The organism is Shewanella sp. SM20, assembly GCF_025654545.1.
In the GTDB taxonomy this organism is placed as follows: Bacteria; Pseudomonadota; Gammaproteobacteria; order Enterobacterales; family Shewanellaceae; genus Shewanella; species Shewanella oncorhynchi.
The window spans coordinates 1-16,283 of record NZ_JAKKRK010000026.1; the positions used below are offsets into that span (position 1 = coordinate 1).

Here is a 16,283-nt window from a genome sequence, read left to right on the forward strand (position 1 = left end):
GAAAACCAGTTGAACCAGTTGCACTGGGTGCTGGATGTGAGTTTAGGTGAGGATGCGTGCCAGATATACCGTGGTAATGCAGCGACTAATCTTGCCACGATGCGACACTTTGGTTTGAATATGTTACGCGCTGAGAAGCGAAAAATGAGTATCAGAAGAAAGCAGCGTCAGGCATTGATGAATGAGGCTTATTTGGATGCGGTGCTTGAAGCCGGCATGAGTGTGGTTATTAAATGACCACTCGTAATCTCACCCTGATCTAATAATGCCCCAATATGGGTAATTGTGACGCAGGTCAAAAAGTCAAGGACATAATTACTTTAGCATAAATTGTCGGGAATCAAAGTGTATGCATATTTTAATTATATTGCTTTGACTAATAAAGGATCAAATATGATTACCAGAAGAGGAATGCTTAAAGGCGGTATGGGCGTTGCTGTCGGTACAGTTTATAGCGGAACATTAATAAGTTTTCTGACCGGTTGTGGCAGTGACAGTAATAGCCAAGAGATAGTAGAAGTCATGCCTGGTGGACTCATGGTGGTGAACCCTACGGTTTGTGTTAGTTGCAGACGCTGTGAAATTGCCTGTGGTTGGAACCATGAAGGGGATAGCAGTCCGACACTTGCCCGCGTCAAAGTAGAAAGAAATATGAACTATGGCCCACATGGTGTGCAATTTGACTATGAAATACAACGAGGAGTGTGCGGCGATAAAACCGTTGTTCCTTCCACTTGTCGCCACTGCGAAGTTTGCACTGAAGTTTGTCCACAGCAAGCTATTTCAACGAACGAACAAACTGGCGCCAAAGTGATTGATGAAGAACGTTGTGTCGGATGTGGTTATTGTGCAGATAAGTGTCCTCAGCAAGTCATTAAAGTTGTTCGCAGTAAAATGAAAGCCGTCAAATGTGATTTATGTAACGGTAAACCTGCCTGCGCGCAAGTTTGTCCTACAGGTGCAATTAAATTTTATAACTGGGAAGAGGCTGAAGCTGCATTAGAACAATATGAAAAATATACCGGCTTAGTTTCTTAAATTCAGGAGAAATAATATGAGTGATAAAATAGGTGGTTGGGCGGGTAAAGTCCTCAGAGTTAATTTAACAACTAATCATATATGGTATGAGCCAATCAATAAATATTATGACTATATCGGTGGTATGGGTATTGGTTATAAAATATTGTGGGATGATCATAAGGATAATATTACAGCAATCGACCCAGATAATATTATTGTCTTTTCTGCCGGGCCATTAACGGGTTCAGGCGTTATTTGTACTGGACGAACAACCATTACTTCCCGTAGTCCTGTAATTGAAAAACATCTGATTGCCGATGGTCACTTTGGTGGGCATTTTTCACCCGCAATGAAATTTGCGGGTTTCGATGCGATAGCAATAGAGGGGAAAGCGAGCAGTCCTGTGTGGCTTAAAATTGTGGATGATAAGGTCACGATTGAACCTGCCGATGCCCTATGGGGTAAAGGTATATTTGATACCCACGCTATGATCGCGCAAATGATGGGACCCAATGCACAAGTCGCTGCGATTGGCCAAGCGGGTGAAAACCAAGTGCCTCTTTCTGTCATTATGACTCAGGGCGGGCATTCAGCAGGTGGTCATGGCTCGGTAATGGGGTCCAAAAATTGTAAAGGGATCGGCATTATCGGCACTGGTGCCGTTAAAATCGCCGCCAATAATGAAAAGATGCGTGCCTTAGATGACCATATTTTAGGTATTATCGGTGCCAACAATAATGGTGTCGTTCCTTCAACGCCGCAATCTTGGGCTGAGTACTCAGCACCCATCAGCCGCTGGAAATCTCGGCCCGGTTTGAAGTGGGGCGCTGCCGATCAAGAAATCGATTTAGGCGAAGTGCCATGGAATGAACGCAATCGTATTGGGTTTCGAACTTCGATGGCAGAAAGCTACATAGGTGTGGAATATGCCAATAAGTGGATGAAGCGTACGGGAGGCTGTCATTCATGCCCAATACGTTGCTTCTGCGAGCTAAAAGTCCCTGAATTGAAAAGCAAATACGGTCGTAAAACCGAACATATATCTAACGTCTGTATGGGATTCCTCGTACCACAGTATTTAATGGGCACCAAAAATGGTACAGAAGCACATGCGATGGCGGGCGCTTTAGGGGCTCATATTCTCGATGACTATGGTATTTGGTGTAACTATGGCTCCATTTCTCATCTATTTAAATTCCTAAAAACAAAGGATATGTTTAAGCATTTATTACCTGAAGATGAATTTAATAGTATTCCTTGGGCGCTCTGGGATAACCAAGATCCCGCTTTCTTACTTGATTTTTATCGCCGAGTGGCGTTTAAAGAAGGTGAAATTTCCCATATGGCCGACGGCTTATATGATTTGATCAAGCGCTGGGGTTTAGATGGAACCAATCCCAAGTTAGGTAATTGGGATATTCACAAAGAAAGTGCCACTAAGGTATTCAACAAGAAAACCAATGCTGCCGTGCACCATGCTAGTGAAACCGCGGGTCAGGTGGGTACGTTAATCAACGTCGTCTTTAACCGTGATGCTCAGTGCCATTCCCACATCAACATAGTTAACAGTGGTTTGCCACACGATATGACAGTGGCGATTGCCGAGAAAAAATGGGGTGAAGGTGCATTCGATAAGGTGAATTGGTATACCCCAATCAATGTGGCTAAGATCCGTTTTGCAAAATGGTCGCTGGTGAAAAACGTATTACATGACTCTCTGACACTGTGTAATTGGATGTTCCCACTGCTGGCATCACCGGATAAAAATCGCAACTATGAAGGCGATAGCACCATTGAATCGCAGATGTTCAGTTTAGTGACTGGGATTGAAACCACAGAAACGGAATTGGACTTTAAGGCGGAAAGAGTGCTGCATTTACACCGTGCCTTAACCGTATTGCAAATGAATGAAAGCAATATGCGCGAAGAGCATGATGTGCTCAGTGACTGGGTTTATGATTTGAATCCAGATAAAAACTTCGGTCAAGAGGGCACCATCAAGATGGACCGCGCTGACATGCAAACGGCGCTGGACATGTTCTATGAAGCCTTTGGTTGGGATATTCAAACCGGTGCGCCAACTCGGGCCACGCTCGACAAGTTTAGCCTAGGTTTTGTTGCCGATAGATTGGCGGCGCGAGGCCTGTTACCCAGTTGAACACTATAGTTGGACACTATGATTGAACTTGTCGGTTATATCAGGGTATTTAGCCAACACGGACGCTTAGTCACGGCGGAGCAAATCGCCGCCGTGGCAGGGCTCGAGTGGGATAGTGAGCAAACGGTTAACAGTTATATTCGCCTGATCCTCAATGAGGCTTACAAGGATGTGCAGATGCGTTTGTCGGATAAGCGGTATTTCTTCTATTCCGATAGAAGCATAGTTGAACGTTACGCTGAGCAATGGTTAGCGTTGGAGCGGGGTGAAGCGTTTGAGGCGATTATTGCCCAGATCCGTCGCAATAGTTGCCGCCATACTGAGGTCTATCTGGAGAGTGTACTGACGTTTGCCCCCTATCTTTATGATGAGCCTACATTAGCCAATGTGCGTGAGCAATTACCACAACAGCTAGGGGCCGAGGATATCCATTATGCAGTGGACAATCAGGGGAAAGGTTATTACTACTCTACTCTGGGGTTGAGTCACAGCTATGCGGCCGTCCTCGCTAATTATGATCCTTGTGAATGGTCAAACTGAGATTCTGCTACCTTATTGATATTGATTAAGCGCCTTCGGGCGCTTTTTTATCGCAAATATCTCATATAGCTAGCGTGAAATTAGCTTGCCAGCGTTTGAGTGTACTTTTTGATGATTTCGTCAATTTTACCATTGGCCTTCAGTGTCGCTATGGCTTGATTGATGGCAGGAAGCAAATCGGTATGTTCTTTTCGTAACCTAAACACTAAGTCACCATCAGAATGCACTGCCGCCAGTGCGACAGGGATCCGCAACTGAGTCGACCAATACAACGCCGGGTAATTACCTGCAATAACGGCATCGACTCTGTGTTTATCTAAGGCTTTGATCAGCTCCTGCTCGGAGGTGAAGTCGGCGCGGATAAAATCCTTGTCGTCGTGGTATAAATAACCGCGCACAGTGCCGATTTGTTTACCTTTTATCTGGCCGATATCTTTATATTTACTGACATTTTCTGGCAATGTGACCACATACTCAGTGATTTGCATTATGGGGACCGATTTGACAAACAGCGGCCCTAAATCCTGTTTTTCAAACCAACTTGGGCTGACGATATCAAAGTCGAGTTGACCGGTTTCCAGAGCGTTATTAGTGCGCTTTGGCGGCAGGGTGAGGATTTCACCGTCGATTTTCGCTAAGGATAAAATCATCGGGATAAGCTCTGTAATCATCCCCGGCGCCTCGGCTTGATCACCGATAAAATACGGATACCAAGAATAGGAGCCTGTGATATTGTATTTGAGCTGCTCCGCATAGGCGTTTGGTTGAGCAAAGCAAAGGGCGAACAAGGCAAATCGAACTAAGTGTTTATACTGCAAACATCGCTTAACCATATTGCTTTTATCCTTGTTATCTCTGCTTTAGCTAAGGCCTATCCGATGGCCATTCTACCTAAACTATGTGAATGAATTGTTTATTGGATCACAATCAGTCACATCCGCCATATTCAAGCTATTTTCTGCTTTTCGCTATTACACCTTAAGCCAATAGCTGACACAGGGCAGGTTGCTGATTTTTAGGGAAAATTTGATAGGTTTTATGGTGCTTAATCAAGCTAGTTTTTTTATTGCCTTGGCTGAGCAATAACCCATGGGACAGGGCGATGCGCGTTAGTGTCTGTTCATCGGCGCGGACATATAAGTTGATTGGCTTGATCAGCTGATTGTCTTTAATATGTTGATTAAATTCTTTGGCATCAATCACTAAGCTAGATTGACCATCACCATCGAGTTTCAGCTTGGCACTGATTTCAGTGTCAGTAAAGACTAACCAATCGGCTTGTTTTAAGGTTTCTATCATGGCATTTAATGCCGTGCCTAAAGCGGGTTCAGATGTCTCAACTGATTGATATTGATACACTATCCTTTCTAGTAAACGCTTGAGTTCGGCGCCCGCACCTTGGCTGCGAGCCAAACGTATCCAAGCCGTGAGATCGTCGGCTACCAATTTAGAAAAGCGTTTTTCTTTTAAGGACTCGACCATCCAATTACACAAAAAATGACTTTCCTGCGCAGAGGTGCGCTGGGCTTTCTTGGTCTGTGCTGAAGCGGTTAAATCGGCAAGACCCGCAAGGGCGAGTTCGAGCACAGCTTGGTTATAGGTTTGAGAATTCATTATGACTCCGCCGCGGGCTGAAGTGATGTTATCTATTTGAACTTGGACGATATTGATTGCGGCGGAGCTAGTTTAGCAAAGCGGTCGTTAAACCGATATTTATTCTTGCGATCCCACCAAACTCGCGGCGGTTAAAATCAGCTTTGGCGCGGGCCTCACTTTGTAGTTAGGGTTGATATATTGAAAATGAATTAATCCCTTGTCGTCGCTGATATAAATGGCGGGTACAGGTAAGACTAAACGTTTGGCACCTTCAGGGGTGATCCATAAAGGATTCTCGAGCTTAAGGCGTGCGGTATAGGTTTCAGTCACCTTTTCGCTAGTGTAAAAAGCTAAACCAAAGGCTTGGGATGCCAGCATTTTTTCATCGGAAAGCAGCAGATATTTAAGTTCATTTTTTGCCGCCGAAGCCTTAAGTTGAGCTGGCGTATCGGGTGAAATTCCCACTAACTGAAAGCCCATTTTTAATAACTCAGGCTCAATCGCTTTTAGTTGCCCCATTTGATTGTTACAAAATGGGCACCAGCCACCACGGTAAAAGAAGAAAATGGTTGGTTTTTTCTGGGTTAATTCTGCTAAATCGACCGTTTTGTCATTGATATCTTGCAAGTTTACCTTAGGGATTTGCTGACCATTAAGTAGCGGACTGATGGAAAACTCATCCTTAGCGATGGGTTGCGCAATAGCCGTTAGACTTGTTAGTAGTAAGATGGTTGTGCAGTAAAACCTGTGTAACATCGAAGCGGTTTGCATATAAAGTCCTTAATTTGGTTTTGTTTTCTTCGTTTTTTAAGTCGTTGTTGTTAATATTTCCCTCGTTTTAGAAAAAGAGATATTGCGTAAATCTATATTTGTTATGTCTAACTTGCTTAAGAGTGGTTCGAGTTAGCACTAAACGGGTACGAGCATTAAAAGAGCGGCAATTGCCGAACATTCTTACAAGCCAATGCAGATGATTGCACCAATGTGATACTGATGGGGTTGGTTGGTGAGGTATTTATAACGGTAACCATTTGGATTTTATCGCGATTACAGCGTAGTGTTGGAGTGGTTAAAACGAGTGAACGACAAGCTGATGGGGCAAGCCTTAATTGATGCAGTGGTAAAACACGATATCATTACCGTAAAACAGTTGATCAAACAGGGTGTTGATGTCGAATATATCGACTCACAAAATATGACGGCTTTTATTGCATTGCTGCTAACTGCAATTACTCGATATTCTCATGTTACTGGTTGAAGCTGGGGTCGATGTCCATCATGCCAATAACTTAGGTCACCTTCCTGTTGAGCTGGCCCATTGGCATGGCGAGTTTCATATAGGGAGTTATACCGCCACGAGTCAAAAAATGGTGAAGTATTTGGAGCGCTATGGTGGCGTTCAACGTGGTCATCGATAAATTGTATTGCACTTCAATATTCAATCACGGGAGCTGTAAATGGATAAGGGATTATTTAAAATATTAAAGAAAATCTATTTTAAAAAGTCTTATATCAAAGACGAAAATGGATATATGCAAAGAATAGATAATGGAGACCAGTTTGATTGCGAGTCTGGGACTACACACTATTCTAATGACGGTTTATCTAATGCAGAAATACTAACACTTGAAAAAAGTGGTTATCCTGTTAATCAGATAATCAAATATAGTCATGATGAATGTATTAACGCTTATAAAACGTTGCTTGAGCATCCTCACTTATCGATTGAGAATTTGATTTCGGCATATATATGTGGCTTTTCAAGTTTTCCAAGAGGAAGGCAACCCATATTAAGTTATTTGTTCGCTCAAGCGGTTCCTGAACATAAAATGGTCAGCGAAGGGGATGTTTGCCCCGTTTGCTCAATAAGAAGAAATGTTTGGATAGAAAAAGGACATAAAATATTCAGTTGCTATGCCGGGAGTGTATGGAATGAAAGGTGGTGTGGTAATCTCTTTGAATTAGAGGAGTTTACTGCCATTCCCCCTTGTACTCCTACACCAGAGGATATCAGTATATTGATATCGTTAATCGATATGATCCGTCAAGCTCCTCAAGATGAAACACCCGGAAAATTAGAACAGCGCATCAAGAAAGCTAAAATTATTCCTAACTATGAGAAATATAGTTTTCGCGGACAATTAATGGTATTGGCTGAATTGGGGATTATGCCAAATCCTTATGTAAAACCTTTATATGATGGATTCACCCATTTTACCGATATCTGTAGTGTGAAGTACCCAGGAAGTACTCGATCGGATATTATACTTCCTCTCGCGGGGTGGCGAGGCGAAAATAGTATAAATGAAACAAGGCTTCAAGCGTTATTGGGTAACATAATACGGTGAGATAAAGGTTACCAAGGTTATTATTGAGTGAGTATAAAAAAGCGTCCGGTTATGGACGCTTTAAAATCGCTTTTTTATCAATATTGGCAAACACTGATAATATCAATTAACGGATAATTACTTAAGTTTTTTTGCCTTGCTCGGTGCTTGACCAACTTTCATTTTTACGCGGCGGCCCTGCATGTTTTTCTCAGCAGCAACTTGAGCGCCGACGTTGTCGGTTCTTTGTTGCTTTTTGGCAAAACTGCGGCGGGTTTGCAATTGCTTTAATAGCAATTCGCGGCTGCCAACTTCATAACCTGGCACAGTGACGCGGCGAATCTGTTGGCCAATCAATTTTTCGATATCGGCTAACGTGCGCTCTTCTTCGCGGCTCACAAATGAAATGGCTACGCCAGTTTTACCCGCACGGCCTGTACGACCGATACGGTGTACATAATCTTCTGCGAGGAAAGGTAAGTCATAGTTGACTACGTATTCAAGGCTTGGGATATCAAGACCACGGGCGGCGACTTCGGTGGCAACTAGTACGCGCACATCACCCGCCACAAACTCACGCAGGGCGCGGCGACGACTGCCTTGGCCTTTTTCACCGTGGACCACTTCAGATGGGATACCATCTAAGTTTAATTCTTTGACTAGTGTATCGGCGGCTTCACGGGTCGCAGTAAATACCAATACCTGTTGCCAGTTTTTCTTGCCGATAAGCTCAGAAAGCAGTTCGCGTTTACGGCGTTGTTCAACCGGATAAACTACTTGGCTAACGGTGTCGGCTGTAGTGTTTTGTTTATCAACGCTGATCACTTGCGGTTTAACCATCATGTCGTTGGCGAGTTTTTTCACTGCACTTGAGAAAGTGGCCGAGAATAACAAGTTTTGACGTTTCTTATTTACCGCTTGAAGAATTTTTTGGATATCGGCGCTAAAGCCCATGTCGAGCATTCGATCGGCTTCGTCTAGCACTAAAAAGTCGACGTTCGACAGGCTTAAGTTACAGGCGGTAAGGTGCTCAAGTAAGCGACCTGGGGTGGCAACAATCACATCGGCGCCGCGTTTCAACTTTTGCGCTTGAGTCTCAATCTTTACGCCGCCGTAAATGGTTAAGACACTGAAGTTTAAGTATTTGCAGTAAGCCGTAACGTTGTCAGCCACTTGAGCTGCAAGCTCACGGGTCGGCGTAAGGATCAATACGCGGGCATTCGACTTTAGCGTTTCGCTTGGCTTTTCAACCATCTTTTGCAGGATCGGCAGCGCGAAAGCGGCGGTTTTACCCGTACCGGTTTGGGCACTGGCTAAGACATCTTGGCCGCGGCGGATAGCAGGTATCGCTTGCTGCTGAATAGGCGTCATTTGTTGATAACCGCAATCTGAGATAGCGCGCAAAATCTCGGGGGAAAAACTAAAAGATTCAAATCTCATTTTGGATTCCTATCGTTCACTTATTCAAACATTCAAGCGCCACTAGCCTCTTTATCACTCGTCTAAAGGAGAGAGGTGTACCGGCTGGCTCATTCTTCCACACAGATTTTATAAGAAAAATGGCGGGCGCGGAGTATAGCAAAAATTTCGGTTAAAACCTGTACTTTTTAGTGTTTTGGCATTTTATCTGCATCATTTCATCAGGAGGGGATAAAAGGCTTGGCACTGGTTCAGGTGGGCTAGGTCTTATTGATCTATACAAGGGTTGAGTAAAATATGGACTCAACAATACGGATTAAAGCTCGCTACATTAGAAAATACCGCAACCTAGGCTGCGGTATTTTGGATCTTGTACTTATGTTTAACCGAAGGTGCGCCTCAGGCCGAGGGCTTTTTCGGCATTGTGTTTAAGAAGATGGGCTGCATCACCAATCAAATGGGTTGCGGCTAAGTTCTCGGCGCTGGCATGGGTGATGGAGTGAATATTACTGGCGATCTCATTGACCACTTGACGCTGTTGATCGGCTGCCACTGCATTTTGTTGGGCAAAGGTGTGGATATCACTCACTTCTTGGTAAATGGTGTTTACATTGTCGGCGGACAGTTGAATATCGCTGGCACAACGCTCCGCATGTTGACGGCTTTGTTCCATTTCTTTGGCCCATGCGTTGAGCATAGTGAACATCTTATCGACACTCTTAGAAATACTGTTGGTCGATAGCTGGGTTCTGCTCGATAGGGCGCGAACCTCATCGGCGACCACGGCAAACCCACGACCTTGTTCACCCGCACGGGCAGCTTCAATCGCGGCATTGAGGGCGAGGAGATTAGTTTGCTCGGCAATAGAGTCAATTTCGCCCATCGCATTAGCGACTAGCTCGGCTTCTTTATTTAATTGATGGGCATTGTTGGTGGCATCGGCAACAGACTTTGCCAGTTGCTCCATTTTTTGAGTGTTGGCCTTCATGTTGGCACTGCTTTTAAGGCAGAGATCATAGGCGGTATTGATGCTGGTGGAGGTGAGATGTGTATTCTGCGCCACTTCTGTGATGGTTGAACTCATTTCTTCCATCGCGCCAGAGAGCTGTTCTAGCTGACTTTTTTCTTGATCTAGGCTGACATAGGTTTGCTCGGTCGCGACCACTAATTGATCGGCAATTGCATGTAATTGATTGGCTTGATCTTGGGTGCGCCCAAGTACGCCATTCATTTTGGCCTGTAGCATGATGAGCTGGAAATCGAGGATAGAAGAGGTATCTGCACCCGAGTAAATGTAACGACTGATAGAGTCATATTTGTTTTGCATTTCAATCAGTTTAGCGGGAATACGAAAGGCCTCATCGTAGAAAATGGCGAGGTTTAAACTCATCAGAATCGCCCCTGCGATAATTACGCCCCAGCCCCAAAAGTAGCCAGCGATCAGTAAACCTGTGGAGGCTACAACCGCAGATACGATACGTTTTTGCATTAAACTTAAGGGTTTAGGAATGGATTTGTCTAATTTGAGTCTTTGGTAAATCTCATTAGCTTTCGTGACGTAGGCGACTTGAGGCTGAATGCGCACCGATTGGTAACCGATAATAGTGCCGTTTTCAAACAAGGGCGAAACAAAGGCATCAACCCAATAGAAGCCACCATTCTTACAGCGGTTCTTGACTATGCCGCGCCAAGATTGGCCTGACTTAAGTTTTTCCCACATTTCTTTAAAGGCGGCGCTCGGCATATCCGGATGGCGCACCATATTATGGGCACTGCCAATTAATTCTTGATCGCTATAGCCTGATACTTCGGCAAAGCGGGCATTGACGTAAGTGATGATACCGCGAGTATCAGTGGTGGAAATGAGTTCATCTTGTGGTGTTAAGCGGATTTCTTGATCTGATCTCTGTGTATTAACTATTTTATTCGCTGAGGCGTTACTCTGGCTCATTTAGTGTGTCCATTCAGGGCCGATGTGGTTCATTAGGGTTCAGGACGCGGTGTTAGGCGCGAATTTTCTTGTGCTGACTCTCATCGGAGTAAGCTTGTTATGTGATAAGAGTATCATTTTTGTGTGGGTATAGGAGAGCGGTTTCTCATGGCTGACTGGTGAAAATCAATCGTTCGTCGTATTTATAAGCTATTGCAATATATAAAGTTTTTAAGTAGTGAGAATATGGTGTTAAACAAGCGTTTATCCTGTTAAATCGTTAATTCTAGTATTTTGTATAGGGTTATTCTTTTATGTCTTGAGTGGGTATTTGTCATTCATCTTAAATATAAATTATGTTCGATGATATTGGACTAATGTCGTTGATTCGGCTTGATATCGCAGTATTCATGGAGCGCTTTATTGGCCTTAGTCTATTCTTTAATGGGCAACAAAAAATGGCTTATTTTTCCTTGCTTCAGTGGTGTATCTTGATTTTGCTCTTCTAGTTTATTAGCTCACAGCGGGAATGCTACATAAGAGGAACTTCCCATGGCGATATCACTTAGGCGTGGTGTAACTAAATTAGCCACAGCGTCCTTGGGAACAGCGGCGGCACTGCCACATTGGCGACGTTTGATTTTTGAACGTTTATTTGGCTTTCTAGCGATTCTCTGCGTGCCTGTATATATCACTAGTGTGTATTTATGCGTCATCGCCGATCTCTGGTTTATGGTGGTATTTGATACGCTGGCTTATCTGTTTTTACTGCTTTTACTGTATTTTCCTAAGCTTGCTGATAGTACGCGTTTTGGCTGTGGCTGCTTGCTGGGTTTTGCTATCGGCATCGGTTTTTTAATTGCGATTGGCCCTTCGGGAGCTGGTTTTTTCTGGTTATTTATTTTCCCGCCGTTAGTCGGTATTTTTTTAGGCAATCGAGCCAGCTTATATGCCCAGTGTTTGAATGGGCTAAGTTTGGTATTGATTGGTTTTGCCTATCATTTTAATTGGCTCAATTGGCCTGAAACCCAAGGTTATAGCATCGGTATTTGGGCCGTTGTCGTGGTCAATTTTATCGTGACCAATGCTATGTTGACGTTAACCATCACTTATTTATTAGGTAAGTTGGCTGATGCACTCGATTCAACCTTAGCATCACGCCAAGCTACTGTATTAGGCTTAGCTAAACTCGCCGAATACAGAGATAACGAAACGGGCGCGCATTTGCTACGTATGCGGCAGTATTCGAAAATGCTCGCGTCGCAGCGACTACTGGCTGCCAATCCTCCTGCAGAATTGAACGAAGATTATATTCAAGACATTAGTTTGTCGGCCATTTTGCACGATATAGGTAAAGTCGGTATTGCCGATGCGATTTTGCTTAAACCGGGTAAATTAACGCCGCAGGAGTTTGAGCAAATTAAAGCTCATCCTGTGATCGGGGGACAAGTGCTACGCAGTTTGTTGGAATATGCGCCCCAATGTACTTTTATTCAGATGGGCCGCGATATTGCTTCGGGTCACCATGAAAAGTGGGATGGTAGTGGTTATCCCCTTGGTTTGAAAGGTGAAGATATTCCGCTTTCGGCGAGGATAGTGGCCCTAGTTGATGTTTATGACGCGCTGACTTCTCCCCGATGTTATAAGCGGCCCTTTAGCCACCAAGAGGCTATCGACTTAATTATTGAAGGCAAAGGTCAGCATTTCGACCCTGAATTAGTCGATTGTTTTATTGAAATTCATCAGGACTTTGAAGTGTTGTCTAAAGCATCGCTGGATGATGCTTATCAGCCGATGGCACAACCTACTATGGTTTAGCGACTCATGTTTTTAAATCGTGTTTTGAAATCATGGTTTTGAAATAAGGCGTGGGTTTTAAAACACACAGATAGCGCTAAAAAAACGCCCAATGCTAATTGCCTTGGGCGTTCTATTTTATAGTGTCTAAGTGACTAATATAACGACTTAAATCGCTACTTATCAGCGGAGTGCTAAATTGCTTTAGTCACTTGAGTTAACCAAGCCAGTTCATCACCCGACATTAACGGAGAAAGTGTATTGAATACTTGCTGATGATAAGCATTAAACCAGTCTATTTCCGCTTGCGTTAACAGGCTCTTATCAATAAGGCGCGCATCCATAGGGATCATAGTCAACGCATCGAATTCATACATTTCACGCTCAGCCCCTTTAAGTGCTTCACAGTGTTGCACTACGACGAGGTTTTCTAAGCGAATGCCAAAACTCTCAGCGCGGTAGTAACCCGGCTCATTGGAAAGCACCATGCCGGGCATCAATGCGATACCGTTGACATTTTTACCTATGCGCTGTGGACCTTCGTGCACACTTAAAAAATGACCCACACCATGGCCTGTACCGTGATCGTAATCAAAACCATATTGCCATAAATATTGGCGGGCGAAAGCGTCGAGCTGCTGGCCTGAGGTGCCTTTCGGGAAGCGAGCTTGGTCGAGGGCAATATGACCTTTTAGCACCAGCGTAACCATTTTTTTATGCTCATCGGTCACTTCACCTATCGCAATGGTACGGGTCACATCTGTCGTGCCATCAATATACTGAGCGCCAGAATCCACTAAGTAGATGCTGTCCATTGTCATCATGGCTGGTGTGCCATTGTTGTGATTGTAATGGCACATAGCGGCATTAGGACCGGCAGCTGAAATCGTGTCGAAACTTGGCTCGCGGTAACGCTCATCTTCTAGGCGAAAGCTTTCCAATTTATCCGCAAGGGTGCCTTCATCGTGCATACGATTGGCTGCCACTTCGGCATCGAGCCATGCAAGGAATCGACTCACGGCGACGCCATCGCGGATATGGCAGGCACGTATGCCGGCCAGTTCTGCGGCGTTTTTCTGCGCTTTAGGTAAAGCGACTGGATCGATTCCGGCAATTAATTTTGCTCCTGCCTCACGGGCAATGTTTTGTGCCCAAGCGTTAGCAGAGTTCGGATCGGCCAGCAGTTTTACGTCCTGCATGCTGGCGAGTGTATCTGCAAGAGATGCCTCGCTTTTAAAGCTGACGCCAGCACCAACATGCTCCTCAATGCCCCCTGGGAGTTTGCTTAAATCGGTGAAGAGCTGCATATCGCCATTGGCGTGGAGCAGAGCACTGCCGAGTACAACTGGTAGTCGCGGTACATCATTGCCGCGAATGTTGAGTAGCCAGCAGAAAGAATCTAAGGCGGCGATTAAGGCGACATCACCACCGGCTTTTTTTACTAATGCACCAATTTCAATGCGTTTTTGCAGGCTGGTTTTACCAGCACTCTCGTTGCTAAACAAAGTGATAGGAGCGTTCGACTGTGCTGGCCGATTCTGCCAATACAAATCGATGGGGTTTTGTTCAACTGCAACTAATTCGATTTGGGATTTATTTAAGGTTGCTTTGGCATTTTCATACCAAGCTAAGGTGTGTAAGCGCGCATCGAAACCAACGCGAGACCCTGCTGGTAGCGTGTCACATAACCACTCAATTTGTGGTGTATCGGTTAGGCTTTCATAACTGAAAAATGTGGCATCGACTTGTAAACGAACTTGAACCGTATAGCGGCCATCGGTAAATATTGCGGCTTTATCTTTCAATACGATAGCCATACCCGCCGAACCGGTAAAGTTGGTTGCCCAGTACAAACGTTCGTTATGTGCTGGCACATATTCGCCCAGATATTCGTCGGCACGGGGAATAATAAAAGCATCGAGATTCGCAGATGTTAATTCGTTACGAATAGCACCGAGACGGTTAGCGATTGATTGTGACATATGGGCTCCAATAGAGACTGGCATGCTATGCGAGTCGGTAGGCGAAGATCGCCTAAGGATGAGTAGGTTTATGTTGATTTGAGTTTTAACCGGCTCGGATTATCGCAAGTCTAGCGCGCTAGATGCAAGGGTAGCGAATAAAGGATTTTGTATACAATCGTGAATTTGTGCAGGTAAGACGCTTGAGGTTATGGGGTTTGTTGTTAATTTATTTATGTGATTTTGAGCATGAAAAGTGAATTAAATAAAAGGTTGGTCATGTTTTAATTAGGACTTGTTCCTTAAAAATTAGCAACTTAAGTTTTATTCAATCGCTAACATTTGGACCCTATGCTAACATTTGCCATCTCTACTCGGGGTCAGAGTGGGGCACATGTATCAGTGGAGTAAGCGATGCAAATACTAACAATAGATGTGGGCGGTACCAAAGCCCTGTTCGAACTTCAGCTCGCGGGACATACAGAACAATATAAAATCCCCACAGGTGAAGGTTTTAAAATTGAAGAGTTAAATAATCAAATCGCGGCGTTTGAACGTGATTATGATTTACAGCATTACCAATTAGCTATTGCCGTACCTGGACTGGTACAAAATAATCGTTTGGTTTCTTGTAAATCTTTACCTGGACTCAATGGATTGAGCTTCGATACAGTCAAAACCCAGGGTGAGCTTAAGTTTATCTGCAACGATATCGATGCGGGTATGCAAGCGACTTGTGATGCCAAATATGCCTGTGAGTTATTGGTCATGTGCGGCACTGGGATCGGTATGTCTATTGCCTTTAATGGACAAGTCTTTACGGGAGCGACGGGCGTGGCGGGGGAGTTGGGGCCTTGTCGCGTGATGACAGAATCTGGCGAGTTTAGTTTAGAGCAACTGGCCAGTGGCGATTCAGTGCGCAGCCGCAAAATCTCCACTCAGGATGATTTATATCGCGCGGGCAGTTATCTCGGCATGGGATTAGCGTGGGCGGTTAATTTATTTAATCCCAATCGAATTTGGCTTGCTGGCGGTATGATGAATAGCGCTCCTTACTACAAAGGCTGCCTCGAAAGCTTAAAGCAAATGGCATTGAGCGCGCCCTTAGCTGAGATGAAAATCAATCGTGTCGATGATATGGAAACCTTGGTTTGCCGCGGTTTATCTGTGATGCTCGCAAGGGACTATCCTCGTGCATAAGGATCATAAATAACCCCGCGCATAAAGATAATAAATGTTGCTCGACAATGGTTTGCGCCATGAATGTTTAGTGATTGAGTTTTAGCTGCATAAGCGACGTAAATTGTGAAATATAAAGCAGGACTTATGATGTCTTTGGCATATCGAGTCCTGTTTTTTTATTTTTAAAGTATTTAGATAATCCTCATTACCCAAAGTAAATATTAGCGATAGTTTAATTTGCATAATTCCTTTCTTATCAGATGACTAGTTCTATTTACGATTCTTGCCAATAACACAGTTGATAATATTTTGTTGCAATTTTATTGCGCTTACGCTTATGCTGATATTTGCAA

At 44.2% G+C, this 16,283-nt stretch carries 15 protein-coding genes; 9 read left to right on the forward strand and 6 right to left on the reverse strand.

Annotation, left to right across the window (positions count from 1 at the left end; all coding sequences use genetic code 11):
- From L5M18_RS12170 to L5M18_RS12185, 4 genes are all read left to right on the forward strand, one after another.
- On the forward strand, window positions 1-237 hold a 237-nt coding region (locus tag L5M18_RS12170; protein ID WP_411569272.1), incomplete at its 5' end, for a transposase.
- Between the two features lie 156 nt (window positions 238-393).
- A complete protein-coding gene (locus L5M18_RS12175) occupies window positions 394-1,038 on the forward strand; it encodes a 4Fe-4S dicluster domain-containing protein (RefSeq protein ID WP_263197105.1) in 645 nt (214 codons plus the stop codon).
- Window positions 1,039-1,054: 16 nt separating this feature from the next.
- Window positions 1,055-3,178, forward strand: a complete 2,124-nt coding sequence (locus L5M18_RS12180) for an aldehyde ferredoxin oxidoreductase (protein ID WP_263178123.1) — start codon at window positions 1,055-1,057, stop codon at window positions 3,176-3,178.
- A gap of 18 nt (window positions 3,179-3,196) precedes the next feature.
- Window positions 3,197-3,718, forward strand: coding sequence for a hypothetical protein (locus L5M18_RS12185; RefSeq protein ID WP_028761343.1), 522 nt, complete (start codon window positions 3,197-3,199; stop codon window positions 3,716-3,718).
- 80 nt (window positions 3,719-3,798) lie between these two features.
- Here L5M18_RS12185 and L5M18_RS12190 read toward each other — a convergent pair whose 3' ends face one another.
- The 3 genes from L5M18_RS12190 to L5M18_RS12200 all read right to left on the reverse strand — a co-directional run bounded on the left by L5M18_RS12190 (window position 3,799) and on the right by L5M18_RS12200 (window position 6,085).
- Window positions 3,799-4,551: a substrate-binding periplasmic protein gene (locus tag L5M18_RS12190; protein WP_263197107.1), complete on the reverse strand. Its 753-nt coding sequence runs from the start codon at window positions 4,549-4,551 to the stop codon at window positions 3,799-3,801.
- A 145-nt stretch (window positions 4,552-4,696) separates the two neighbouring features.
- Window positions 4,697-5,332: a DUF2913 family protein gene (locus L5M18_RS12195; protein WP_131523605.1), complete on the reverse strand. Its 636-nt coding sequence runs from the start codon at window positions 5,330-5,332 to the stop codon at window positions 4,697-4,699.
- Between the two features lie 99 nt (window positions 5,333-5,431).
- Window positions 5,432-6,085, reverse strand: a complete 654-nt coding sequence (locus L5M18_RS12200) for a peroxiredoxin-like family protein (protein WP_263165668.1) — start codon at window positions 6,083-6,085, stop codon at window positions 5,432-5,434.
- 307 nt (window positions 6,086-6,392) lie between these two features.
- Between L5M18_RS12200 and L5M18_RS12205 the strand changes: the two genes are divergently transcribed.
- The 3 genes from L5M18_RS12205 to L5M18_RS12215 are packed head-to-tail and all read left to right on the forward strand — an operon-like array spanning window position 6,393 to window position 7,662.
- Window positions 6,393-6,572, forward strand: coding sequence for a hypothetical protein (locus L5M18_RS12205; RefSeq protein WP_263197108.1), 180 nt, complete (start codon window positions 6,393-6,395; stop codon window positions 6,570-6,572).
- Window positions 6,559-6,732: a hypothetical protein gene (locus L5M18_RS12210; RefSeq protein WP_263197110.1), complete on the forward strand. Its 174-nt coding sequence runs from the start codon at window positions 6,559-6,561 to the stop codon at window positions 6,730-6,732. Before L5M18_RS12205 ends, L5M18_RS12210 begins: the two co-directional genes overlap by 14 nt.
- Before the next feature lie 39 nt (window positions 6,733-6,771).
- Window positions 6,772-7,662, forward strand: a complete 891-nt coding sequence (locus L5M18_RS12215) for a hypothetical protein (RefSeq protein WP_263197112.1) — start codon at window positions 6,772-6,774, stop codon at window positions 7,660-7,662.
- 117 nt (window positions 7,663-7,779) lie between these two features.
- Here the strand turns inward: L5M18_RS12215 and L5M18_RS12220 are convergent, their stop codons facing one another.
- Window positions 7,780-9,081: a DEAD/DEAH box helicase gene (locus L5M18_RS12220; RefSeq protein ID WP_028761337.1), complete on the reverse strand. Its 1,302-nt coding sequence runs from the start codon at window positions 9,079-9,081 to the stop codon at window positions 7,780-7,782.
- A 361-nt stretch (window positions 9,082-9,442) separates the two neighbouring features.
- The gene (locus tag L5M18_RS12225; protein ID WP_263197113.1) at window positions 9,443-11,011 is read right to left on the reverse strand and encodes a methyl-accepting chemotaxis protein; all 1,569 of its coding nucleotides are present in this window, start codon (window positions 11,009-11,011) and stop codon (window positions 9,443-9,445) included.
- Window positions 11,012-11,542: 531 nt separating this feature from the next.
- Between L5M18_RS12225 and L5M18_RS12230 the strand changes: the two genes are divergently transcribed.
- Entirely contained in the window at window positions 11,543-12,808 is a 1,266-nt protein-coding gene (locus L5M18_RS12230; protein ID WP_263197115.1) for an HD-GYP domain-containing protein, read from the forward strand.
- 173 nt (window positions 12,809-12,981) lie between these two features.
- On the opposite strand, the gene L5M18_RS12235 is transcribed toward L5M18_RS12230, so the two are convergent.
- Window positions 12,982-14,769, reverse strand: coding sequence for an aminopeptidase P family protein (locus L5M18_RS12235; protein WP_263197116.1), 1,788 nt, complete (start codon window positions 14,767-14,769; stop codon window positions 12,982-12,984).
- 393 nt (window positions 14,770-15,162) lie between these two features.
- Here L5M18_RS12235 and L5M18_RS12240 point away from each other — a divergent pair, with 393 nt between their 5' ends.
- On the forward strand, window positions 15,163-15,948 hold the full coding sequence (locus tag L5M18_RS12240; RefSeq protein WP_028761333.1) for an ROK family protein: 786 nt from the start codon (window positions 15,163-15,165) through the stop codon (window positions 15,946-15,948).
- The last annotated feature ends 335 nt before the right edge of the window (window positions 15,949-16,283 follow it).

Coding starts and splice junctions, on each gene's coding strand:
- L5M18_RS12190 (WP_263197107.1), bottom strand. CDS start 4,551: ATGGTTAAGCGATGTTTGCAGTATAAACACTTAGTTCGATTTGCCTTG.
- L5M18_RS12230 (WP_263197115.1), top strand. CDS start 11,543: ATGGCGATATCACTTAGGCGTGGTGTAACTAAATTAGCCACAGCGTCC.
- L5M18_RS12210 (WP_263197110.1), top strand. CDS start 6,559: ATGTTACTGGTTGAAGCTGGGGTCGATGTCCATCATGCCAATAACTTA.
- L5M18_RS12200 (WP_263165668.1), bottom strand. CDS start 6,085: ATGCAAACCGCTTCGATGTTACACAGGTTTTACTGCACAACCATCTTA.
- L5M18_RS12225 (WP_263197113.1), bottom strand. CDS start 11,011: ATGAGCCAGAGTAACGCCTCAGCGAATAAAATAGTTAATACACAGAGA.
- L5M18_RS12235 (WP_263197116.1), bottom strand. CDS start 14,769: ATGTCACAATCAATCGCTAACCGTCTCGGTGCTATTCGTAACGAATTA.
- L5M18_RS12215 (WP_263197112.1), top strand. CDS start 6,772: ATGGATAAGGGATTATTTAAAATATTAAAGAAAATCTATTTTAAAAAG.
- L5M18_RS12220 (WP_028761337.1), bottom strand. CDS start 9,081: ATGAGATTTGAATCTTTTAGTTTTTCCCCCGAGATTTTGCGCGCTATC.
- L5M18_RS12240 (WP_028761333.1), top strand. CDS start 15,163: ATGCAAATACTAACAATAGATGTGGGCGGTACCAAAGCCCTGTTCGAA.
- L5M18_RS12180 (WP_263178123.1), top strand. CDS start 1,055: ATGAGTGATAAAATAGGTGGTTGGGCGGGTAAAGTCCTCAGAGTTAAT.
- L5M18_RS12175 (WP_263197105.1), top strand. CDS start 394: ATGATTACCAGAAGAGGAATGCTTAAAGGCGGTATGGGCGTTGCTGTC.
- L5M18_RS12185 (WP_028761343.1), top strand. CDS start 3,197: ATGATTGAACTTGTCGGTTATATCAGGGTATTTAGCCAACACGGACGC.
- L5M18_RS12195 (WP_131523605.1), bottom strand. CDS start 5,332: ATGAATTCTCAAACCTATAACCAAGCTGTGCTCGAACTCGCCCTTGCG.